This is a genomic window from Pseudomonas sp. NFPP07, assembly GCF_900115645.1.
Classification (GTDB): domain Bacteria; phylum Pseudomonadota; class Gammaproteobacteria; order Pseudomonadales; family Pseudomonadaceae; genus Aquipseudomonas; species Aquipseudomonas chlororaphis.
Window position 1 is genome coordinate 129897 of the sequence record NZ_FOXG01000011.1, and the last position, 22716, is coordinate 152612.

Here is a 22716-nt window from a genome sequence, read left to right on the forward strand (position 1 = left end):
TGCCTCCTCCCATGGCCCGACCGCCCACCAAAACTTCCAGCGCCTGTTACCCCGATCACCCGACCCGGCGATCCACCTGACTGGCCAGCGCAACAACATCCGCCCTCTGCTTGCCCAGGTCGCCACCACCGCGCTCCAGCCCCCTGCCCGTCCACGGTGGACAGCATCGCGTCGCGTCCATGGTGGCCATGGCGAGCGGCTGAACAGCGAATGGGTGTCTGAAACACCTATACAACAATCCCCGCGAGCGATCCTGTCCGACGGGGAGTCACGGGTACTACAAGAATGACAAAAAGTGCACTGATCACAGGGATCACGGGGCAGGACGGCGCCTATCTGGCCAAGTTGCTGCTGGACAAGGGCTATCAGGTTCACGGACTGGTGGCGCGACGCAGCAGCGACTCGCGCTGGCGCTTGCGTGAGATGGGCATCGAGGGCGAGATCCGCTACCTGGATGGCGACATGGCCGACGCCTGCTCCGTGCAACGGGCGGTGATCAAGGCGGCACCCGACGAACTCTACAACCTGGCGGCGCAAAGCTTTGTCGCCGCCTCCTGGGACCAGCCGGTGACCACCGGTATCGTCGACGGACTGGGCGTGACCCACCTGCTCGAGGCGATCCGCCAGTTCAGCCCGCACACCCGTTTCTACCAGGCGTCCACCAGCGAAATGTTCGGCCTGATCCAGGCCGAGCAGCAGGACGAAAATACCCCGTTCTACCCGCGCAGCCCCTACGGCGTGGCCAAGCTCTACGGGCACTGGATCACCGTGAACTACCGCGAGAGCTTCGGCTTGCACGCCAGCAGCGGCATCCTGTTCAACCACGAATCGCCCCTGCGCGGCATCGAGTTCGTGACCCGCAAGGTCACCGACGCCGCCGCGCGGATCAAACAGGGCAAGCAGCAGGAACTGCGCCTGGGCAACATCGACGCCAAGCGCGACTGGGGATTCGCCGGCGATTATGTCGAAGCCATGTGGCTGATGCTGCAACAGGAGCAGGCCGACGATTTCGTGGTGGCCACCGGCGTCACCACCACCGTGCGCGACATGTGCCGGATCGCCTTCGAACACGTCGGCCTGAACTACCGTGACTACGTGAAGATCGACCCGGCGTTCTTGCGCCCGGCGGAGGTCGATGTACTGCTGGGCAACCCGGCCAAAGCTCAAAAGCTCCTTGGCTGGTGGCCCAAGACCGATCTGCAGGACCTGATCCACATGATGGTGGATGCGGACATGACACGTGTTGCCAAGGAGTAAGGCATGTTGATTCCTGTAATTGTTTCCGGCGGCGCCGGCACTCGTTTATGGCCAGTGTCACGCGAAGGCCAGCCCAAGCCCTTCATGACCCTGCCGGACGGCCAGAGCCTGCTGGGCAAGACCTACCGTCGTGCTGCCGGGCTGCTAGCCGGCAACGGCGAGATCGTCACGGTGACCAACCGTGAGCACTTTTTCCAAAGCAAGGACCATTTCCAGGCCGCCGGGCTGGAACAGCACCACGGCCACTTCATCCTCGAACCCTCGGGCCGCAACACAGCACCGGCGATTGCCGCCGCCGCGCTGGCCGTGCAGGCACGGCACGGCGATCAGGCAACCCTGGTGGTCATGCCCGCCGACCACCTGATCCAGGACGAGGCGGCCTTTCGCAATGCTGTCGCCCACGCCGTGCAACTGGCCGAAGCCGGTTACCTAGTGACGTTCGGCATCACCCCGACCGCGCCGGAAACCGGTTTTGGCTACATCGAATCCGGCGATAGCCTGGACGAACGTGGCGGCACCCGGGTTCGCCGCTTCGTCGAGAAACCTGACCCGCTGACCGCCCAGGGTTACCTCGACAGCGGCCGGTTCCTGTGGAACTCGGGGATGTTCTGCTTCACGGTCGCGACCCTACTGGCCGAGTTGCAGCAGCACGCTCCCGCGCTGCTGGAGCTGGGCCGCGCCTGCCAGGCGGCCAGCACGCCGGTGGAAACCGGACGCATTGTCCAGCACGAGTTGTCGGCGGTGCATTTCGCCGATATGCCGGATATTTCCATCGACTACGCGCTGATGGAAATCTCGGACAAGGTCGCGGTGATCCCGGCCGGCTTCGACTGGAGCGACATCGGCTCCTGGGGCGCGATCAGCGCCCTGGTCGATGCCGACGCCCAGGACAACCGCGCCACCGGCGAAGCCCTGTTCATCGACAGCCACGGCAACTTCGTGCAGAGCGAAGGCCGGATGATCGCCACGGTGGGCGTCGACAACCTGATCGTGGTCGAGACCGCCGACGCCATCCTGGTGGCCCACGCCGACCGCGCCCAGGACGTGCGCCAGGTGGCCAGGCAGCTCAAGGATCGCAACCACGAAGCCTATCGCCTGCATCGCACGGTCAGTCGCCCCTGGGGCAGCTACACCGTGCTGGAGGAAGGCCCGGGCTTCAAGATCAAGCGCATTGTGGTCAAGCCGGGCGCGGCGCTGTCGCTGCAGATGCACCACCATCGCAACGAACACTGGGTGGTGGTCAAGGGCACGGCCATGGTCACCAACAACGGCGACGGCTCGCATCTGGTCAACAGCAACGAATCCACCTTCATCGCCGCCGGGCACAAGCACCGCTTGGCGAACCCGGGGGTGATCGACCTGGTCATCATCGAAGTGCAGAGCGGCGAATACCTGGGCGAGGACGACATCGTCCGTTTCGAAGACCAATACGGCAGGACGGCCTGATGCTGCTCAATCTGTACCGCTCGCTGCGCAGCTACCGGGGCTTCATCCTCGGCAGCGTACAACGGGAGTTCCAGGCGCGTTATCGCAACTCGCTGTTCGGCGCCTTGTGGACCGTGCTCAACCCGCTGTCGATGATCGTGGTCTACACGGTGATCTTTTCCCAGGTGATGCGCGCCCGCCTGCCGGGGGTCGAGGACGGCCTGGCCTACAGCGTCTACCTGTGCGCCGGGCTGCTGACCTGGGGCCTGTTTTCCGAGCTGACCCTGCGCAGCCAGAGCATGTTCCTGGAAAACGCCAACCTGCTGAAGAAGATCAGCTTCCCGCGCATCTGCCTGCCGGTGATCGTGCTGCTCAACGCCGGCATCAACTTCGCGATCATCCTCGGCCTGTTCCTCGGCTTCCTGCTGATCACCGGGCGCCTGCCGGGCCTGGCGCTGCTGGCGCTGATCCCGCTGCTGCTGTTGCAAGTGCTGTTCTGCACCGGCCTGGGGATGATCCTCGGGGTGCTGAACGTGTTCTTTCGCGACGTCGGGCAGTTCTTTGGCATCTTCCTGCAGTTCTGGTTCTGGCTGACCCCCATCGTCTACCCCATCAGCATCCTGCCCGAGTCGATCCAGCGCCTGCTGGCGCTCAACCCGCTGACCGCGCTGATGCACAGCTACCAGAACCTGTTCCTGTACGACCAGTGGCCGCAATGGAGTTCGCTGACCCCGATGCTGGTGATCAGCCTGTTGTTCTGTGGCATGGGGCTGCGGCTTTTCCGCCAGCGCGTCGGTGAAATGGTGGATGAGCTCTGATGGGACATATACGCGTCACCGGCCTGGGCAAGGCCTATAAGCAGTACCCGAACCGCTGGAGCCGGCTGTTCGAATGGATGATTCCGTTTTCCAGGCCGCGCCATCACCTGCACTGGGTGCTGCAGGGCGTCGATTTCGAGATCGAGCCGGGCCAGGCAGTGGGCATAGTCGGGGTCAACGGCGCCGGCAAAAGCACCTTGCTGAAAATGATCACCGGCACCACCCAGCCAACCTGCGGCGAGATCCATCTGCGGGGTCGGGTGGCGGCGTTGCTGGAGCTGGGCATGGGTTTCCACCCGGACTTCACCGGGCGCCAGAACGCGGTCATGGCCGGACAGCTGCTGGGCATGCAGGTCGAGGAAATCGAAGCCCTGATGGCGGAAATCGAAGCCTTCGCCGAAATCGGCGAGGCCATCGATCACCCGGTACGCACTTATTCGAGCGGCATGCAGATGCGCCTGGCGTTCAGCGTGGCCACGGCCCGGCGCCCGGACATCCTGATCGTCGACGAGGCGCTGTCGGTGGGCGACGCCTACTTCCAGCACAAGAGTTTCGAGCGCATCCGCAGCTTCCGCCGCGCCGGCACCACCCTGCTGATCGTGTCCCACGACCGCTCGGCGATCCAGTCGATCTGCGACACCGCGATCCTGCTCGAGCAAGGCCGCGTGGCCATGCACGGCAAGCCGGAAGAGGTGATGGACTACTACAACGCCATGCTCGCCGAACGCGAAGGCCAGACGGTGCGCCAAGAAATGCTCGCCAACGGCCAGGTACGGACCATTTCCGGCACCGGCGAAGCCGCGATCCTCAGCGTGCACCTGCGCGACGAACGCGAGCGCTCGATCGAGATGGCCGAAGTCGGCCAGCCGGTGGTGCTGGAAGTACAGGTCGAGGTGTGCCAGGACATCGAACGGCTGGTGCTGGGTTTCATGATCAAGGACCGTCTCGGCCAGCCCATGTATGGCATCAACACCCATCGCCTGGACCAGGCCCTGACCGACTTGAGCGCCGGCGAGAAGGTCACCTTCCGCTTCGCCTTCACCATGGGCCTGGGCAAGGGCAACTACTCGGTGGCCCTGAGCCTGTCGCGGCTGGATTCGCACCTGGATCGCAACTTCGAATGGCGCGACTACGGCCTGGTCTTCCACGTCATCAATAACCGCCAGGAAGACTTCGTCGGTTGTTCCTGGTTGCAGGCGCGGACCAGTATCGAGCGCACCCTCCCGGGCTTCGTGGAGCCCGTCCAGCCAATCAGCCAGCAGGTGGAACCATGAGCCGCCTGTTGATCGAATGCACCTACGTATTCGAACACCCCGAAACCAACTCAGGCATCCAGCGCGTGGTGCGCAACGTCATCCGCGAGTTGCCCGCAGCCAGCGGCGCGGTGGAATGCATTCCGGTGGCGATGCTCGGCGGCAAGCTGTATCGGGTTCTGAGCCTCAAGCCACTGCCGACCCGGCGCTGGGACCTGATGAGCCTGCGGGTACGCCTGGAGCAGATCGCTAACGTTTTCTGGCTGCGCCACCGGACTCTGGAACGCCGCAAACCCTTTGCCGATTCATACATCGCCCGGCGCTTGCTCTACATCGCGTGCCGCCTGACGGCCTTTGCCTTTCTCAGCATCCCCCTGCGCCTGTGCAACCGCTTGGTGAACGTGGATGAAATCCCCCAGCGTTGTGTGCCGCTGCAACATCAACCGGGCGATCAACTGGTGCTGTTGGACTCGTCGTGGCACGCCGACTTTTTCCCCTTAGCCGAACAGCTCAAGCGCGACGGCGTGGGAATAGTTTCGGTGATCTACGACCTGATCCCCCTGACTCATCCGCAGTTCTGCGACGCCGGGCTGGTCCGGGTGTTCAACCATTGGTTCGACTGGATAGCCCGCACCGCCGACGGCTACGTGGCGATCTCCGCGACCATCCGCGATCAGGTGCACGCGGAAATGCTCCGCCGGGTTGGCCGCGAACAGGTCACGCAGCGTTGGTTCGATTTTTTCCACCTGGGTTCGGAGCTGGATCTGTGCAGCGAGAACTCGCGGATAGACCCGGACCTGACGCAGCTGTTCAAGCATCGGGCACCGGTGTTCCTGATGGTCAGCACCATCGAGCCACGCAAGAACCACGGGTTCCTGCTCGACGCCTTCGAGCGTGTCTGGGCCAGCGGGTCCCAGGCCCGCCTGTGCATCGCCGGGCGCATCGGCTGGAAGTGCGAGGCGCTGATCGAACGGATTCGCCGGCACCCGGAGTTGAACCGGCGCCTGTTCATGTTCAATTCACTGGACGACAACAGCCTGGAGTACGCCTATTCCAAGGCGACGGCGCTGGTGTTCCCCTCCTATGTCGAAGGGTTCGGCCTGCCCCTGGTGGAAGCCATGCAGCGTGGCCTGCCCGCCATGGGCAGCGACATCCCGGTATTTCGCGAAATCGGCGGCGAGTTCATGGCCTATTTCGACCTGAACGATCCGCAGAGCCTGGCCGAGCTGGTCATCCAGCAAGAGCGCACGGGGGTGTTCCCTGCTGCCCGTGATGTGGATGAGTGGCGTTGGCTGACTTGGCGCGACGCCAGCAACCAGTTGATCGAACGTATTGTCCGCCAGCACCGGAACGCCCCTGCGGTCCTGGAGATGAACGATGCGTGTAGCCCTTAACGCGCGCATTCTCCAGGCGCCACGCACCGGCATCGGCCACTACGTCGCGGAACTGGCGCCGGCCCTGGCCGGCGAGCCGGGCCTTGAACTGGCGCTGTTCCATGGCTGGGGTTGGAGCAATGAACTGCCGACTGCCGCGATGCCCGGTTACTCCCGGCTCAGCCCCTGGCTGCGCCAGGTTCCCGGGGCCTACCAGGCGCGGCGCTGGCTGGAACAGCGGCGCTTCGACCAGGGCCGGCACGCCACCATCGATCTCTACCACGAACCCAGTCTGTGGCCGATGTCGTTCGAGGGGCCGACTGTGATGACCCTGCACGACCTGACCCACGTGCATTACCCGGCCACCCAGCCACCGGCGCGGCTGAAGGAAATCGAGCGACGCCTGGGCGCCGGCATGGAGCAGGCGCGGGTGATCCTGACCGATTCGCAGTTCGTCGCCGATGAAGCCCAGGCCTACTTCGGCCTGCCACGCGAGCGTTTTGTCGTGGCCCCGCTGGGTGCGGCTCCACGCTTTCATCCCCGGGAGCCGGCCGAGCTGGAGCCCTGCCTCGCGACCTACAAGCTGCAAGCCCACGGCTATCTGCTCTGCGTGGGCACCCTGGAACCGCGCAAGAACCTGTCCCTGGCTTTGCTGGCGCATGCCCGGCTGCCGGAAACCCTGCGCCAGCGTTATCCCTTGCTGATCGTCGGCATGGCGGGCTGGGAACAGGGGCAATTCAGCGAAACGCTGTACAGCGCCCTGGCCAGCAGCCATGTGCGTCTGCTGGGCTACCTGCCGGACGAACAGCTGGCACAGCTGGTCGCCGGGGCCAGGGCCCTGGTTTTTCCTTCGCGATACGAGGGCTTTGGTCTTCCGGTCCTGGAAGCCATGGCCAGTGGTACGCCGGTGGTACTGACGCGATGTTCGGCGATGCCGGAAGTCGCGGGTGCGGCCGGCAACTATGTCGACCCCGACGATGTGGACGGCTTGCGCCACGACCTGCTGCGCCTGATCGAAGACGACCGCCATTGGCAGGCGTGCCGCGAAGCGGGATTGGAACAGGCAAGACTTTTTTCCTGGGGGCGCTGCGCGCGGATCACCGCGCGTGCCTACCGTCAGGCCATGGGAGGCTGAATGCGGGTCTTACACTTCTACAAAACATACCTGCCTGACTCGGTCGGCGGCACTGAGCAGGTCATCTTCCAGCTCTGCGAAAGCGGTGCCCACTATGGCATCGACGGCCAGGTCCTGACGCTGAGCCCCACTCCCTCCTCCGGCACACTGAAGGTGGGCCAGCATGAGGTGCACCAGGCAAAGCTGGATTTCCAGTTCGCCTCCACCGGTTTCTCCTACAGCGTGTTCAAGCAGTTTCGCGAAATGGCCGCCGAAGCCGACGTGGTCAATTACCACTTCCCCTGGCCGTTCATGGACCTGGTGCATTTCATGAGTGGCATGAACAAGCCCTGTGTGGCCACCTACCACTCCGACATCATCCGCCAGCGCCACCTGCTCAAGCTGTACCGGCCATTGATGAACCGCTTCCTGCACAGCGTCGACCGGATCGTCGCCGCGTCGCCGAACTACCTGCACACCAGCGATGTGCTGCAACAGTTCCCGGACAAGACCCGGGTCATCCCCTACGGCCTGAACAAGGCTGGTTATCCACAGCCTGACGCCGAACGCATGGCCCAGTGGCGCCAGCGCCTGGGCGAGCGTTTTTTCCTGTTCGTCGGGGTGATGCGTTACTACAAGGGCCTGCACATCCTGCTCGATGCCCTCAAGGACGTGGACTACCCGGTGGTGATCGTCGGCGCCGGCCCGCTCGAAGCCGAATTGCATGCCCAGGCCGCGGCGCTGGGTCTGCGCAACCTGCATTTCCTCGGCCGCCTGGGGGATGAAGACAAGGTGGCCTTGCTGCAACTGAGCTACGCCATCGTCTTCCCCTCGCACCTGCGCTCCGAGGCGTTCGGCATCTCGCTGCTCGAAGGCGCGATGTACGGCAAACCGATGATCTCCAGCGAGATCGGCACCGGCACCAGCTACATCAATATCCATGGCGAAACCGGCCTGGTGGTGCCGCCCAGCGATCCCCTGGCCTTCCGCGCCGCCATGCGCCAGCTCTGGGACAACCCGGAACAGGCCGCGCAGATGGGCCTCAAGGCCGAAGCCCGTTACCGGCAGCTGTTCACCGCCGACCAAATGGGCCAAAGGTGGAGCGAGCTGTACCAGGAGTTGCTGGAGGAAAAAGCCCTGTCCTACGCCTGATCCGTCCAGCGCAGGGCCAGCGCCGCGGGTCGGCGCACCAGTTGCTCGACCTCGAAGCGCCACAGGCGCTCGGCGCCCGGGAAGGCGGCGATCTGCGGGTCGTCGAGCACGACTTCAGTGCGGCCGCTGAGCTGCAGCAGGTCGCCGCGGCTGAAGTCGATGAACAGCAGGCCGGCGCGGGGGTTGAGCAGCAGGTTGCCCAGGGTGTTGAAGTGCAGGTTGCCGGCGAAATCCGGAATGCTCAGGCGGTTGCCTTCGACCCGCACGAAACCGGCCGGGCCGCCGCGGTGGGACACATCGACCCAGAGCCGTCCCTCGAGCTCCACGTAACTGGCGACAAAAAACGTATCGGCGTCCCGGATCATCGCCCTCGCCGCTTCATCCAGCGCATCCAGGCGCTGCACCGGCCGGTGCGTGGCCAGCGGCACCGACTCGAACTGACGCAGCTGGATGTAGCGCGGGCAATTGCCGAAGGACTGTTCGACCCCCAGGGCAAAACCGCTGTCGTCCAGCTCGACGATCCGACCGTTGAGGCGGTTGCGCCGCCGGGTATGCAGCTCGATGCCCAGCAGGCCGACGGCCGCGCCCGGCGCCAGCTGGGTGGGGTCTTCGGCGGCGGGCAGGCTGTCGAGCCTTAGCCGCCCGGGGGTTGGCGAGTGGGCGAAACCGACAGCCCCTTCGAGCACACTGGCCCAGGGGTTGCCCTGGTTATCCACAGCCCCGAGCAGCATGAACGGCAGCTGTTGATAAAACTGCCGGTGCTGGTCGGGCATCTCGCTGCGGATCACCTTGCGCCCGACGACGTCCATGCGCTCGGCAACGCCAGCCTGGGCTTGCAGGCGGGTTTCGCCTGCATGCCAGGGGGATTCGATGTTCATGATGGGTCTCCCCTGCGTCGATGACGCAGCAGTCAGCGGGCCCGGGGGGGCCGGGCCGCCAGGTTCAGGCGCTTTGCAGGCCCACCGCGGTGCGCGGCATGCCGACGAAGCCAGGCAAAGCTTCGATGCGCGCCAGCCAGGCGCGGACCTGTGGATAATCCGCCAGCGACACATTGCCCTCGGGGGCGTGGGCGATGTAGCTGTAGCCGGCGATGTCGGCGATGGTCGGTTCGCTGCCCGCCAGGTAAGGGCTGGCCGTCAATTCCTGCTCGACCACCTTGAGCAACGCATGGGAGCGGTCGATGGCCTCCTCGGCGTTGCTCTGGGCGCCGAATACGGTGATCAGCCGCGCCACCGCCGGGCCGAACGCAATCGGCCCCGCCGCCACCGACAACCAGCGCTGGACCCGTGCCGCGCCAACCGGATCGCTGGGCAGCCAACGGCCCTGGCCGTACTTCTGCGCCAGATACACCAGGATCGCGTTGGAGTCGGCCAGCACCACGCCCTGGTCGTCGATCACCGGCACCTGGCCAAAGGGGTTCAGCGCCAGGAAATCCGCCTGTTTATGCTCGCCTTTCGCCAGATCGACGATGATCGATTCAAAAGGCAGCCCCAGCAGCGACAACATCAGTTCGACGCGATGGGCATGACCGGAACGGGGGAAGTTGTAGAGCTTGATGGGGTGCATGGGCAGACTCCGCTGGCAGGGGTGCGGCTCACAAGAGCGGCACTGACGGGCGCCATCTTCCCCCTCGCTTGAAAACAACGGAATCACCAGAAAACACAATCCATCATTTCAGCCAGCGCAACAATCCACGCTACGGTCGCAACGCCGGGTGTCCGCGCAGCGCCTGCACCGCGAAATCGACGAAACTGCGCACCCGCGCCGGGGCCTTGCGCCCGCCCTGATACACCACATGGATCGGCAGCGGCGCCAGTTCGAACTCCGCCAGGATAATCTCCAGCTCGCCCGCCGCCACCTTGCTCGCGACCTGATACGACAGCACCCGGGTCAGGCCCAGCCCCAGGCACGCGGCACTGATCGCCGCCTGGTTGGCGGTAACCACCAGCCGCGGTTCCGGACGAATATTCAAGGGCGTTCCGTTATCGTCGAACAGCCAGCTTCTGGACTGGCCGATGGACGACGGCGCAATCACCGGCGCCTGGCGCAGTTCCTGCGGATGTCGTGGTCGCCCATGCCGCGCCAGAAAAGCCGGGGAAGCACAGATGACCCGCCGCACCTCGCCGACGCGCATCGCGTGCTGGCCGCTGTCGGGCAACTCACCGATGCGCACCGCGACGTCCATGCCTTCCTCGACCATGCTCACCACCCGATCGACCAGCAGGGCATTGATGCTGACTTCGGGAAAGCGTTCCAGGTAATCCACCATCAGCGGAGTCACGAACAGCTCGCCGAACAGCACCGGAGCGGTGATCGTCAATTGTCCGCGCGGGAGGGCATGGATGCCGGCGGCCGAGGCCTCGGCGTCCTGCAACTCGGTGAGGATGCGCCGGCTGTCTTCCAGGTAACGCTGGCCGGCTTCCGTCAGCAGCACATTGCGCGTGGTGCGGGTCAGCAACTGGGTGCCGATACGTTGCTCCAGCGCCGCCACCGCCCGGGTCACACTGGGCGCGGACAGCCCCAGGCGCCGGGCCGCGGCCGCGAAGCCCTGCTCCTGGGCGACGCTGATGAACACCTGCATTTCCTGGAATCGGTCCATGACGGTCCTCGCAGTACGGCGCCCTGCCCCGGCACCGTCCCGCATGGACCGCCCGGGCTCAGGCAGGGACCTGGAGTCGCTGCCACAAGGCCTCATCGTTGAAGTCCCGGATGATACTCCGCGCACCCGCCTCGCGAAGCTGTGTTTCCTCCAGGCCCGAGAGCATGCCAAAGGTGTGGATGCCCGCCGCCGCCGCGGAACGCACGCCGGCCAGCGAGTCCTCGAAGGCCAGCGCCTGATCGGCGCTCGCGTCCAGCAAGCGCAAAGCCGTCAGGTAAGGCAGCGGGTCGGGCTTGCCGCGCGCCAGCTCACCGCCGATCACCAGCGCATCGAAGCGCTCGGCAATCCCCAGGCCCTGGAGCATGGCTTCGGCGTTTTCCCGGGGCGCGTTGGTCACCACCGCCATGGGGATGCCGGCCGCCTGGGCATAATCCAGGGTGCGCAGCACGCCAGGCACCGGAATGGTCTCGCGCAGCTGGGCGCGGAACATGGCCTCCTTCTGCGCCGCCAGCTCCGGGTATTGCGTCGCCGGCGCCTGGGGAAACAGGCCGGAGAAAATCATGTCGTCGGGAAAGCCCATCACATGGGCCTTGTAGTAATCCAGGCTCATGGATTTTCCCCAGCGCGCCAGCAACTGGTTGTAGGCGTTGAGGTGCAGGTCATCGGTGTCGATGAGGGTGCCGTCGAGATCGAACAACAGGGCAGAAAGCTTCAAGGGCGTGCTCCGGAAAAATGCAGACCGCGGGCGATCGGCAGCATGAGAAAGGGGTAGACGATCAACAGGCTGAAAGCCGCTTCGACACCGATCCGCGAGGACAGCAGGCCCAGCAGGAAAGGCGCCAGCAGCAGCGCCACGCCCACCGCCTGCGAGGCCTGGGCGCTGATGGCCGAGCTGGCCTGGGGCGCGATGCGCATCGCCGAACCGAGGATCAGCGGGAAGAAATTGCCCAGGCAGGCGCCCAGGACAAAGATGAACAAGGCCGTCGGCAGCCGGGTCTGGCTGAAGTACAGCAGCACCAGGGTGGCGATGGCCCCGAGCATCACGCCGACCAGCAGCGGCAACGGGCTGATGCGGATCAACGCATAACGGCTGGCCAGGCGCCCGCACACCGTGCCGGCAAAATACAGGCTCATCAGCGTGGCCGCGGCCGAGGCGCTGACCTGGACATGCACGGCCAGGTATTCCGCGCCCCAGAAACCGACGCCCCATTCCGCGGAAATACCCAGCAGCACCAAGGCCCACAGGCTCAGTTGCACCCGCCGGGTCATGAGGGTCTGCCCGCTCTCGCGGGCTTGATCGGTGGCGGCGAGTGTCGCCGGGGCGTTCCAGGCACTCAGCGCGAGCAAGGTCACCAGCAGCGCGATAGCGGCGATGCTGCCCGGCACCAGGCGCCAGGACAGGCCCAGGCCGGTCATGCCACCCACCAGCAGGGCGCCGCCGAGCACGCACAACCCGGCGACGATGTGCGCCTCCACCAGCCTCGACGCGGCCTGTTCGCGATAACGCTCGCCCAGGGCCGCCTGCCCTACCGCCAGTACAAATCCGCCCGACAGGCCCATCGCCGCGGCGGCGAACAAGCTCAGCGACCAGTGTCCGGCAAGGGCGAACAGGCTACTGGCAATAACCACCGAAAGGCAGGCGATGGTGCTCATGCTCGTCGAGCGCAACCGTCGTTCCAGCCAGCGATAGGGCCAGCCGACCAGCGCCAGGCCGGCGGCATAGGCGGCGAAATGCAGGCCGGCCCAACCGAGGTCGAGCGCCAGGGTGTCGCGCAGGAACGGCATGATCGGCCCGAGCAACCCTTGCTGGGCGCCGAACAGCCCGAACAGCAGGTACAGGAACCATGGGCGTGCCTCGCGGACCTGCTCCTGACGGCTGAGCGCTTGACTGGAATCCCGCGCGGCTTCAGCCATGGGCCGTCTCCCGGCTGAACAGCGCCTGCCAATGCCGACAGCGCGCCGCCTTGTCGCGACTGGCCTGCAAGGCCGGCAGCGGTTGCAGCGCGCCGACCGGGTGAGCCTGGCCCGGCACGACCTTGCCATAGCGCTGGCTGATCTGCGCCGCGGCCGGGGTGAGCATCCACTGCAACGCCTGCTGCGCATAGGCGGCGTTGGGCGAGCCGGCCCGGCAGGCGAACACCTCGTCCTCATAACAGCGTGCATCTTCGGGCACGCACCAGCGCAGCTGCGGGTGCTGTTCGGCGGCGCGGGTGGCCGCGGTCGACACCGTCACCCCCAGCCAGGCCTGCCCCTGCACGACGGCCTCGATCGGCGCCGTGGAGGAACCGCTGATCGCAGGGCCGTGCCCGGCCACCTGGGCCAGCAGTGTCCAGGCGGGTTCGCCGTAATGCTCGAGCAACGCGCTGAGGTGCAGATAACCGGCACCGGAGCGCGCGGGGTCGGGCAAGGCGATGCGCCCGGCCCATTCGCGGCCTGTCAGGTCCTGCCAGCGGGTCGGCGCCGCCAGGCCCTCGCGGGCCAGGACCTTGGGGTCATAACAGAAGGCCGGGACGAAACCCGATGCCGCGAACCAGCGGCGATCGGTGGCCACCGCGGCGTCCGGCAGGCCGGAGAATTCGATGTCCGTCAGCGGCATCAGTTGCCAGGCCAGGGCCGGGTCGAGCAAGGCGGTGGCCGCCGTGCCCAGCAACAGGTCCCAGGCCCCGGCGCTGCCACCGTGCAGGCGCTCGATCAGCTCCGAGGTGGAACAACGGGTCAGGCGCACCGGCATGCCGATGTGCTGGCTGATGCCGGCGATGAATTCGGCCAGCTCGGCGTTTTCCATCGAGCTGATGGCGTTGAGCTCAGTCATCGGTGGCCTCCAGCAGCCGGTGCAGCTTGGCGTACTGCAGCAGCATGATGGTCTTGCCGTCGCAGATCTCGCCGCTGTCGATCATTGCCAGGGCCCGGTCGATCGGCAGCTCCAGCACTTCGATCTCTTCGCCCTCGTGTTCCAGGCCGCCACCCTCGCTTTGCTTGTCTTCATCGAAATATTCGCCGACGAAAAAGTGCAGGCGCTCGGTGACCGAACCGGGGCTCATGAAGGCTTCGAACACCTTGCGCACCTCACGGATGCGATAGCCGGTTTCCTCCTCCGTCTCCTTGTGGATGCAGGTCCGCGCATCGTCCTTGTCCAGCAGCCCGGCGCAGGTTTCGATCAGCATGCCGTCGTGTTCGTTGACGAAGGCCGGGAAACGGAACTGCCGGGTCAGCACCACCGTCTGCTTGGCCCTGCTGTACAGCAGGATGGTGGCGCCATTGCCGCGGTCGTAGGTTTCCCGGTCCAGGGTGCGCCAGACACCGTCGCGGCCCTGGAAGTCGTAGGTGGTCTTGCGCAGCACGTACCAATTGTCCGAAAGCACTTCGACCTGATGGATCCGCACCCGGTCCTTGGTGGAGATGGCCTGGTTCATCGCTTTATTCCTTGCTCGCAGAGAGATGAGTGGCATGGGGCGCAACGCTCAACAGACGCTCGACCATGCGCGGGTCGCGGTGCTCGGGCGCGGTCATCACCGCGGTGTCCAGGGCGCGGTCGCAACCGCAGGGGCAGGCACCGGCATGCTGGCCCAGGCGCGTCACGGCTTCGGTCACCAGGCGCCGGGTCAGGTTGAAGGTGTCCGCCATGCGTTGCGCCACCAGCGTGGCGTTCACCGGCTCGTGGGATTCGTGCCAGCAGTCGAAATCGGTCGGAATGGCGATCATCGCGTAGCAAAGCTCGGCCTCGCGGGCCAGCTTGGCTTCGGGCATCGCGGTCATGCCGATCACCGTGCCGCCCCACTGGCGGTACAGGTGGGACTCGGCGCGGGTGGAGAACTGCGGGCCTTCCATGACCACGTAGGTGCCGCCATTGCGCGCCTGGATATCGGCGGCCTCGGCACTCTCGGCGAGCACGCCACGCATGCGCGCGCAGACCGGCTCGCCAAAGGGCACATGGCCGACCAGCCCGGGGCCAAAAAAGGTTTTTTCCCGCTGGATGGTGCGGTCGATGTACTGGTCGATCAGCACAAAGCTGCCGGGAGGCGCGTCGTGGGTCAGGCTGCCCACCGCGCTGACCGACAGCAATTGCGTGCAACCGACGCTGCGCAGCGCGGCGATGTTGGCCCGGGCATTGATCGAGGCCGGTGGGATCACGTGCCCCACGCCATGCCGTTGCACAAAGGCCACGGGCACGCCATTGAGCGTGCCCAGGGTGAGCGGCGACGACGGCGTGCCGAAGGCGGTCGTGCATTCCACTTGCTGAATGTCCTGCAGGCCAGGCAGCTGTTGCAGGCCGCTGCCGCCGATGATGCCGATACGTTGAACGTGCTGGGTTGGAGTGGAATGGGTCACAGGCTACCTCTCGACTTCAGGGGGGACGGTTCGTGTTCGGTGCACACCAGGCGCTCATAGAGTTCGGACAGGGCCGTGGGCGCATTGCCGCGAGGCAACAGCAACCCTTCGCTGGCGTTGCTGCTGTAGCGCGGTTCGTGGATTTTCAGGTGCCGGTCGATCGCCGGCAGGTAGTTCCAGCGCACGCCGGGGTACAGGGAGTGCGCCAGGTGATAGGCGTCGGACGTCGGGGCGATGAATACCCGCACCAGCCAGCCGGAAACCCCGAAGTAATCGGTGGGCCGGCCCGCCAGGTATTCCAGCTCACGGCGATTGCGCGCGGTGCCCTCGATGAACCAGCGGTGTTCGGTCAGCAGCGAGATCCAGGCAAACACCGGATAGGACGTCAGCAACGGCAGCAACCAGCCGAACAACACGCCTTTCCAGCCGCCGAAGGCGTACAGCAACGCCGCCACCGCCGCCACGCTCAGGCACCGCACCAGGGTGGTCAGGCGGGAATGGTTGAGCAGGCTGCTGCGCACCAGGGTGGTGAGGTTCACCCAGGCCCCGCGGGGGGTCAGCGGGTACAGCAACAGCGCATAGAAACCGCTGGGCGACAGGCCCGCCACGTAGCCGCCGGCATGCACCCGGGCGCGGTTGGGGTCGAGTTGCGGATGGTTGGGGTGGCGATGGTGCTCCAGGGTGTGGGTCTGGTGCCGGCTGCGCATGTCGCGCTTGAACATCGGGAACTGGTAGAACACGTTGCTCAGCCACCACTGCCAGGCATGGTGGCGACACAGGGCGAAGTGCACCGCGTTGTGCCCGAACTCCTGCAACGCGCGCATGCGCCCGCCGCTCCACAGCAGCACCGCCAGCCAGGCCAGCGGCGACGAATAGATCGACGCCGCCTGCACCGCGGCGACTATATCCAGCCATGTCCAGACAAAGGGCAGCGGCGCGAACCAGGTATCCAGCGGGCGGTAATACTGCTCCCGCCGCCCCTCCAGGCGCGGTATCAGCTTGAGCAGGCGCAGCACCCGCTGCGCATCCCGGTAATAAAACGCCACCAGCGCGCGCAACAACAGCGAAACAGCGATCAGGCCCAGCAGGACCATGTGCTCGGTGTCCATGATCAGGCCCCCTCGTGAACGACGGCGCGCCGCTCGCCACTGGCGTAATGGCCCAGCAGTTCGCCCAAGCCGCTGAAGACCGGGGCGTCGGCCTGCCGCAGGCGGTCGATGTCCTGATGGCCGGTGCTGACCAGCAGCGGCTGCCAGCCGACGGCCCGCGCCACGTCGTAGTCGTGCAGGGTGTCGCCGATGAACAGGGTGCGCCCGGCCGGTGTGCCGAGCTTTTCCTGCAGCATCAGGGCCTCGGCGGTCTTGCTGGTGGCCTGGTTGTGGCTCAGCCCCACGACATGCTCGAAATGTCCGAGCAGGCCCTTGGCTTCCAGGGTCTTGCGCAGCACGTCGCAATGCGAGGCGGACACGATGGAGACGCCGATGCCGGCATTGCGCGCCGCTTCCAGCACCTCGAATACCCCATCGTGCAGCGGGCACTGCGCGACATGCGTATCGAAATGCTCCAGGTAGTGCTCGACGATTCGCGCGAAGGGCGTGCGCTGCAGGTCGAACCCCAGGGAGGCGTAGAAATCGGCAATCGGAAAGTCGAACAGCGCCCGGTAGCGCACGGCATCGATGGGCGGCACCGCATAGCGCTCGCCACAGCGATTGACCGCGCTGACCGCCAGGGCGATGTCGTCGATCAGGGTGCCGTTCCAGTCGAAGACCAGGTGTTCGATCCCCGAGAAGTGCAGTCGATCATCGATCATGGTCGGGTTTTCTCCGCAAGAAGGGCGTTGAGGGCGATGCGCGAGGCGATCGCCGGTGTGTAGAGCTTGCTCGGCTCCATCACCAGGTTGGTCACGCCAATCTGGGTTTCCAGGGCCCGCCGATTGTTCGCCGAGACCTGGCCCAGGCCGGCGCCGTACCAATGATGGAAACGCGTGCGCCAACTGCGCTGGCCAACGGTTTCGGGAAAACGGAAGTCTTCGGTGGTGGCCATGCTCCAGGCGCCATCGACCACTTCGCACAAGCGGCCCTGCAATTGGCGAAAGCCCTGGCCGCCCTGCAATACCTGGTCGATGTGGCGGTCGATGCAATCGGCCTCCAGCGCGCCGATGGTCATGCCCTGGCTGTACAGCGGGTTCATGCTGCTCAGGGCATCGCCGACCACCAGCAGCCCAGCCGGCCAGTGTTCGACCCGATCGAAGTGCGTGCGGCGACTGCCGGGCATCTTGAAGGTGTAGACCGGCGACAGCGGCTCGGCGTCGCGGATCACCTCATGGATATCCGGCACCGGAAGCGCCGCCAGCGCCTGCAGGAACTCCTGCGGGTCGTTGCCGGGAAAGTGACCGAACCAGCCACCGGTGGTGACCATCCAGCGGTCGCCTTCGATCGGGCTGATCACTCCCATGGAACGCTGCAGCGGCGCCTTGGGCAGCACCAGCAGGACCTGCCACTGCTCGGCATAGGCCGGAAGGCGCCGGTAGATGCGCGACGCATAACCCAGCTCGGTCTTGACCACGCTGGTCTCGACCTCGCCGAAGCCGGCCTCTTTCAGCCACGTCGGCAAGCGCGTGCCACGCCCGCTGGCGTCGACCAGCAGGTCGCAGCGCAGCGTCCGCTCGCCGTGGCCATCGTCGACGGTCACCGCCTCGACCCGCCGGGAAGGATCGACCCCGGTGAACTCGATCTGCGTGACCCGGGTGCTCGACAGCACCTCGACGTTCAGCACGCCGAGCAAGGCCCGGCGCAGTTGGTTGTCGATCAGGCGCCGGCTGCAATAATGGGCATAAATGCCACTGCGGTAGCGGTTTTTCCAACGCCCGCCCTGGTACCACTTCACGTCGTGACCCAGGTCGGCCACTTGCGCGCCGCCCTGCTCCAGGGCGCTCAGGGTGCCGGGGAAGATGCCTTCGATGATCTGCTTGCCGCGCAGCAGCAACAGGTGGACGTGGTGCTCCTGGGGCAGGCTCTGGCGAGGCCCGGTCTCGTCGAAGAAATCGCTCTTCTCGATCACCGTGACCCGCTGGAAACGCCGGGCCAGGACCGCGGCCGTCAGGCAGCCCGTCACGCTGCCGCCGATGACCACGGCATGTCGACCGCCCGTGGCGGTATCAGGCTGGGGAGTAGTCATTGAGCACCTTTGCAATGTAAGCCAGGTCGTCGCCCGCCAGGCCCGGGTGCAGCGGCACCGTGGTCAGCGAACGCAGCAACCGGGCGGCGTTGGGGCAATCGCGGCGGTACTGCGCCAGCAGCGGCAGCTGGTACAGCGGCTGGTTGTCGTACTTGCCGATGTCCGAAGGGATGCCGTGACGCTGCTGGTAGTGCACCAGTTCACGCCCGTCGTGCCCCACCGCCTGCAACAGCAAGGCATAGGCGTTGGCCTCTCCACCTGGGGTCAGCGGCAGTTCGCGGAGCGCCGGGTTGTCCAGTTGCTCCAGCAGTTGCCGGCGGTTGGCCTGGCGCTGGTGCAAGCGGCTTTCCAGCTGCCGCGAACGCGCCAGCCCGAGGGCGGCCTGCAGGCCGCCGAGCTTGAGGTTGATGCCCAGGGTTTCGCCGGTGAGGTTGCCGAACCGGGTGTAGGCGCGGATACGGCTGGCGCGCTCGTCGTCATCGGTCATGACAAAACCGCCCTCGCCGGTGGACATGAACTTGCAGTCGTGGGTGCTGAAGCAGCTGATGTCGCCATGCTGCGCCAGCCAGCTGCCGTTCAGGCGCGTCAGGTGCGCATGGGCCAGGTCCTGGATCAGCGGGATGCCGGCCTGGCGCGTGGTGGCCCAGGTGGTATGCGAGGCAACCGGATACCCCCACATCGGCACCTCGATCACCGCGCAGGTCCGCGGGCCGATGCAGCGTTGCAAGTCATCCGGGTCGAGCCCGAAGTTGTCCGGCGCCACATCGCAGAACACCGGGACCAGGCCCAGGGACAGGATCGGCAGGACGGTGCAGATCGGGCACGTGGGCGCGACTATCACTTCGTCCCCCGGCTGGAACCGCACGCCGGCCAGTGCCGCGGTGACCGAAGCGGCCCCCGACGACACGGCGATCACGTGGCGCACGCCGTACAACACGGCGAGCGCGGTCTCGTAGTCCTCGACGATCTGCGAGGTGCCGGTCAGCCCTGTCGCCAGGGCGCGTTGCAGTTCGGGCACATCGTCGGGGGTATCGTGGCCGCACTTGTCCGCGATGACCCGGGCCTGTTGAGCAAGGGCCTGGTTCATGGCGCCACCTTCCGGCCGACCATGTCCCATACCTCGGCATCGGCGAACACCCGGTCCACCATGCGCCGGAAATTGGGGAACATCTTCAGCTCGGCGGTTTCCTGCCGGCTGAAGAAGCGCGCGTTTTCCACCTCGCGCTCCGGCGGGCAAGCCCGCAGGTCGGTGGCGGTGAGGTAGATCAGGTCCAGGTGGTAATGCGGCCCGTGCTTGTCATCGATGTATTCGCAGAGGATCCGGTAAGGCTGGTGCAACACAGTGACGTCGGTCTCGGCATCCGCCAGTTCCAAGTCACGCTCGCCCAGCAGGGCGGCGTGAATCCCGGTTTCTTCGTAGATCTCGCGCAGCACCGCCACATCAGGGGTTTCCCCCTGCTCGATATGGCCGCCCGGATACAGCCAGACCCCCAGTTTGCGGTGGTGCAGCAGGAGCATCTTGCGGTCGGGGTTCAACACGAACGCCGAGGCCGTGAAATGCCGGTCCAGGGTCGAACGATCAGGAACGTCCGTCATCATGCGGCCCCGTACTGGTTGATCCGTTCGGCCATGTAATCCAGTTCGGCGCGGGTGATGTCCGGATGGACCGGGATGGTGGTCATGCTGGCCAGCAGCGCCTCGGCGTTGGGACAGTCGTTGCGGTACTGGGCCAACGCCGGGAACTCATAGAGCGCCTTGCAGCCGTAGCGCTTGATGTCCGACGGGATGCCCGCCTCGTCCAGGTAATCGATGAAGGCCCGGTTGTCGGCGAAATGCAGCTCCAGGTTGAGGAAGTAGTAGTTGGTCCGCCCGCCCTCGATGATGACCTTTTCCCGCACCTTGCTGTGGTCGAGCTGCTGCAGGAAGTAGGTGGCATTGGCGCGGCGCTGCTCGATCTGCGCGGCCAGCGAGTCCAGGCGGTTGGCGCCCAGGGCGGCGGGCAGCGCGGCCAGCTTGTAGTTGAGGCCGAAATCCTTGCCGTTGAGGTTGCCGAAGCGGCTGTAGTCGCGGCAACGCTGGGCCAGTTGGTCGTCGTCGGTGAGGATGAATCCGCCCTCGCCGGTGGCCAGCGGCTTGCGTTCGTGGGTGCTGAAGCACGACAGGTCGCCGTAGGCCGACAGCGGCCGGCCATTGAGGGTGCTGCCATGGGAATGCGCCAGGTCGAGGATCAGCTTGATCCCCAGCTCGCGGGTCAGGCCTTGCAGCTCATCGACTTCGGTGGGGTAGCCCCACATCGGAATATCGATGATCGCCCGGGTCCGCGGGGTAATGCGGGCCTTGATCGATTCCGGGTCGGCGCCGAAACCGTGACGGCGGGTGTCGACGAAGATCGGGTTGGCGCCCGCGGCGATGATTGGATAGATGGTGCACAGCGGGCAGCTCGGCGTCAGCAGGACGTCGTCGCCGGGACCGACGCCGGCGGCGTAGATCGCCACGCTCAGGGCCGCGCCACCCGAGGAGACCGCGATCGCATGCCGCGCCTCGAACCAGGCTGCCAGCTTGGCCTCGTATTCGCCCACCACATCGCTGGTGCCGGACAGCGGCCGTTCCAGGGTGTTCTGCAAGGTCAGCAGATCGTCGGCGTACACCGGACGGTATTTGTCGGAAACTGAGATGCGGGCGGCGCTGGAGAGATTAGAGGACATTGGTCTGAGCTCCGAGAAAGGCAGGGGACTTGGCGGCATGGGTGGAGTGGAGGGCAAGCACGGGGGCGACATCGGCGCGGGCGCTGTCGGCATGACAGATCTGCTCGATCACCCGGAAGGTCGGCAGCAGGCTCTCGAAGCTGGCCTCGTAAGGCGTACGGTTGCGCACCGCGTCGAAGAACTTCTCCAGTTCGCCGAAATAGCCGCTGCGCTCATAACCCGAATCCAGTGGCCCTGGCTGCCACGCGCCGCGCCAGCGCTTGGCGGTGCCGGTTGCCCCGGTGCCATGCACCGGCTCGTGCAGGGTGATGTTCCAGAGGTTGTTGAGCTCGACCATCATCGAATTGGAGCTGACGATCTTCATGTCGAATTCGAAGTACGGGAACATCGTCCCGCTCAGCAGGCTGACCGTCGCGCCGGAGCTGAAACCGAGCTCCAGGCTCACCAGCAGCGAGTCCTCGTGGCGCTGGACCCGGGATTCGATATCGCGCAATTCGCCGCCGCCGAAGGTCACGCCAAGGTCGATGGTGTGGATCGCCTGGGCCAGCAGGAACGAACGCAGTGTGGAATCCAGCCCCCACAGCGGCGCGGTGGGTTTGCTCGCATAGTGGTTGAGCTGGATGTGCACGACCTTGCCGAACTGCTCGGTGCGCGTCATATCGCGCAGCTGGCGCATGGGCTTGGCATATTTGAAGTTCATGCCCACGCCGGTGACGACCTGGGCCTGGCGCGCCGCGCCGATCAGGTATTCGAGCTCGGCGAGGGTGAAGCACGGTGGCTTCTCGACGAAGACGTGCACGCCCTTGGCCATTGCCTTGATCGCCAGGTCGCGGTGCGCCTGGGGCGGGCACGCCATGACCACCGCATCCAGCGCAGCGGTATCGAGCATGTCGTCGAAGTCGTCGGTGATCGCGACCTCGGAGATGAAGCGGTGAATCTGTCCGGCGCGGTTCAAGTCGCTGTCGCACACCGCGACGATGCGAATATCCGGCATTTGCAGAAGCGTGGGCAGCAGGTTTTCTTGCATCTGCGCGCCGAGGCCGACGATGCCAACTCTGAGTACAGTCATAACCATCTCCATCCTGGAAAAGTGGGTACTGCGTCATAAAAAGGTTGGACGAACGACTACACGGGATCCGCCTCGGGTCACCTGCGGGGTGAGCCGATCCGGTCCGACATTCGCTTCAATCGAGGCAGGATTGCCTCAGAACAACGGATCACCTTTACAGAGTCCGTTCGGGCTGTTGCCCAGGGTCACCCGGGTGGAACACTCGGATGTTTCTCGCCACACGCCGACACCCGGCTGATGCCGAGGAGCCATAGAGGCGCGATGGGCAGAAGGGATAGCGCCGCGAAGGCGATAGGTAGGAGGGGAATCAGGTCGAATCGAGCGCCGGTGGCAATGAGCTACCTGGCCGAAAACCTGGATCGAAGAATTGTGGCTTCGTTTAAAAACGGAACAACGACCGAAATGCCGATACGCATGCATGGCTGAATCATCCTTGAAGCGCTGT

Annotated in this window: 21 protein-coding genes and 1 pseudogene; 7 read left to right on the plus strand and 15 right to left on the minus strand. The window is 65.5% G+C overall.

Annotated elements, in window-relative coordinates; genetic code table 11:
• The first annotated feature begins 285 nt into the window (after positions 1–285).
• Genes BM019_RS26035 through BM019_RS26065 form a run of 7 tightly spaced genes read left to right on the plus strand, consistent with a single transcriptional unit; the run spans position 286 to position 8392 of the window.
• A complete protein-coding gene (locus BM019_RS26035) occupies positions 286–1257 on the plus strand; it encodes a GDP-mannose 4,6-dehydratase (RefSeq protein ID WP_092421450.1) in 972 nt (323 codons plus the stop codon).
• Positions 1258–1260: 3 nt separating this feature from the next.
• Positions 1261–2703 (plus strand): mannose-1-phosphate guanylyltransferase/mannose-6-phosphate isomerase, encoded by a 1443-nt coding sequence (locus BM019_RS26040; RefSeq protein ID WP_092421453.1) that lies wholly within the window; start codon positions 1261–1263, stop codon positions 2701–2703.
• The gene (locus tag BM019_RS26045; protein ID WP_009041437.1) at positions 2703–3500 is read left to right on the plus strand and encodes an ABC transporter permease; all 798 of its coding nucleotides are present in this window, start codon (positions 2703–2705) and stop codon (positions 3498–3500) included. The genes BM019_RS26040 and BM019_RS26045 overlap by 1 nt, the downstream gene beginning before the upstream one ends.
• A complete protein-coding gene (locus tag BM019_RS26050) occupies positions 3500–4774 on the plus strand; it encodes an ABC transporter ATP-binding protein (protein WP_092421456.1) in 1275 nt (424 codons plus the stop codon). Before BM019_RS26045 ends, BM019_RS26050 begins: the two co-directional genes overlap by 1 nt.
• Positions 4771–6147, plus strand: coding sequence for a glycosyltransferase family 4 protein (locus BM019_RS26055; RefSeq protein ID WP_092421459.1), 1377 nt, complete (start codon positions 4771–4773; stop codon positions 6145–6147). The genes BM019_RS26050 and BM019_RS26055 overlap by 4 nt, the downstream gene beginning before the upstream one ends.
• Positions 6131–7261 (plus strand): glycosyltransferase family 4 protein, encoded by a 1131-nt coding sequence (locus BM019_RS26060; RefSeq protein ID WP_009041440.1) that lies wholly within the window; start codon positions 6131–6133, stop codon positions 7259–7261. Before BM019_RS26055 ends, BM019_RS26060 begins: the two co-directional genes overlap by 17 nt.
• Complete coding sequence (locus BM019_RS26065; protein WP_062824159.1) at positions 7262–8392, plus strand: glycosyltransferase family 4 protein; 1131 nt, start codon at positions 7262–7264, stop codon at positions 8390–8392.
• 5 nt (positions 8393–8397) lie between these two features.
• Here the strand turns inward: BM019_RS26065 and BM019_RS26070 are convergent.
• The 15 genes and pseudogenes from BM019_RS26070 to BM019_RS26140 form a co-directional block, all read right to left on the minus strand.
• Positions 8398–9270, minus strand: a pseudogene (locus BM019_RS26070) (pyridoxamine 5'-phosphate oxidase family protein); the annotation flags it as partial.
• Positions 9271–9334: 64 nt separating this feature from the next.
• Positions 9335–9958, minus strand: a complete 624-nt coding sequence (locus tag BM019_RS26075; protein ID WP_009041443.1) for a glutathione S-transferase family protein — start codon at positions 9956–9958, stop codon at positions 9335–9337.
• Between the two features lie 130 nt (positions 9959–10088).
• Positions 10089–10991: a LysR family transcriptional regulator gene (locus BM019_RS26080; protein WP_092421465.1), complete on the minus strand. Its 903-nt coding sequence runs from the start codon at positions 10989–10991 to the stop codon at positions 10089–10091.
• Positions 10992–11049: 58 nt separating this feature from the next.
• Complete coding sequence (locus BM019_RS26085) at positions 11050–11706, minus strand: HAD family hydrolase (protein WP_085532670.1); 657 nt, start codon at positions 11704–11706, stop codon at positions 11050–11052.
• Complete coding sequence (locus BM019_RS26090; RefSeq protein WP_092421468.1) at positions 11703–12905, minus strand: MFS transporter; 1203 nt, start codon at positions 12903–12905, stop codon at positions 11703–11705. The genes BM019_RS26085 and BM019_RS26090 overlap by 4 nt, the downstream gene beginning before the upstream one ends.
• Positions 12898–13803, minus strand: a complete 906-nt coding sequence (locus BM019_RS26095) for an ABC transporter substrate-binding protein (RefSeq protein WP_092421471.1) — start codon at positions 13801–13803, stop codon at positions 12898–12900. The genes BM019_RS26090 and BM019_RS26095 overlap by 8 nt, the downstream gene beginning before the upstream one ends.
• Entirely contained in the window at positions 13796–14404 is a 609-nt protein-coding gene (gene nudK, locus BM019_RS26100; protein ID WP_009041448.1) for a GDP-mannose pyrophosphatase NudK, read from the minus strand. The genes BM019_RS26095 and nudK overlap by 8 nt, the downstream gene beginning before the upstream one ends.
• Positions 14405–14408: 4 nt before the next feature.
• Positions 14409–15320: an S-methyl-5'-thioadenosine phosphorylase gene (gene mtnP / locus BM019_RS26105; protein ID WP_092421474.1), complete on the minus strand. Its 912-nt coding sequence runs from the start codon at positions 15318–15320 to the stop codon at positions 14409–14411.
• On the minus strand, positions 15317–16429 hold the full coding sequence (locus BM019_RS26110; RefSeq protein WP_092421477.1) for a fatty acid desaturase family protein: 1113 nt from the start codon (positions 16427–16429) through the stop codon (positions 15317–15319). The genes mtnP and BM019_RS26110 overlap by 4 nt, the downstream gene beginning before the upstream one ends.
• Positions 16430–16431: 2 nt before the next feature.
• Entirely contained in the window at positions 16432–17130 is a 699-nt protein-coding gene (locus BM019_RS26115; RefSeq protein ID WP_092421480.1) for an HAD family hydrolase, read from the minus strand.
• Positions 17127–18497 (minus strand): NAD(P)/FAD-dependent oxidoreductase, encoded by a 1371-nt coding sequence (locus BM019_RS26120; protein WP_092421483.1) that lies wholly within the window; start codon positions 18495–18497, stop codon positions 17127–17129. The genes BM019_RS26115 and BM019_RS26120 overlap by 4 nt, the downstream gene beginning before the upstream one ends.
• The gene (locus tag BM019_RS26125) at positions 18478–19584 is read right to left on the minus strand and encodes a DegT/DnrJ/EryC1/StrS family aminotransferase (RefSeq protein WP_062824148.1); all 1107 of its coding nucleotides are present in this window, start codon (positions 19582–19584) and stop codon (positions 18478–18480) included. Before BM019_RS26125 ends, BM019_RS26120 begins: the two co-directional genes overlap by 20 nt.
• The gene (locus BM019_RS26130) at positions 19581–20093 is read right to left on the minus strand and encodes an NUDIX hydrolase (RefSeq protein WP_275668618.1); all 513 of its coding nucleotides are present in this window, start codon (positions 20091–20093) and stop codon (positions 19581–19583) included. The genes BM019_RS26125 and BM019_RS26130 overlap by 4 nt, the downstream gene beginning before the upstream one ends.
• On the minus strand, positions 20093–21202 hold the full coding sequence (locus tag BM019_RS26135) for a DegT/DnrJ/EryC1/StrS family aminotransferase (protein WP_009041455.1): 1110 nt from the start codon (positions 21200–21202) through the stop codon (positions 20093–20095). Before BM019_RS26135 ends, BM019_RS26130 begins: the two co-directional genes overlap by 1 nt.
• The gene (locus BM019_RS26140; RefSeq protein WP_009041456.1) at positions 21192–22271 is read right to left on the minus strand and encodes a Gfo/Idh/MocA family protein; all 1080 of its coding nucleotides are present in this window, start codon (positions 22269–22271) and stop codon (positions 21192–21194) included. Before BM019_RS26140 ends, BM019_RS26135 begins: the two co-directional genes overlap by 11 nt.
• Positions 22272–22716 lie beyond the last annotated feature (445 nt).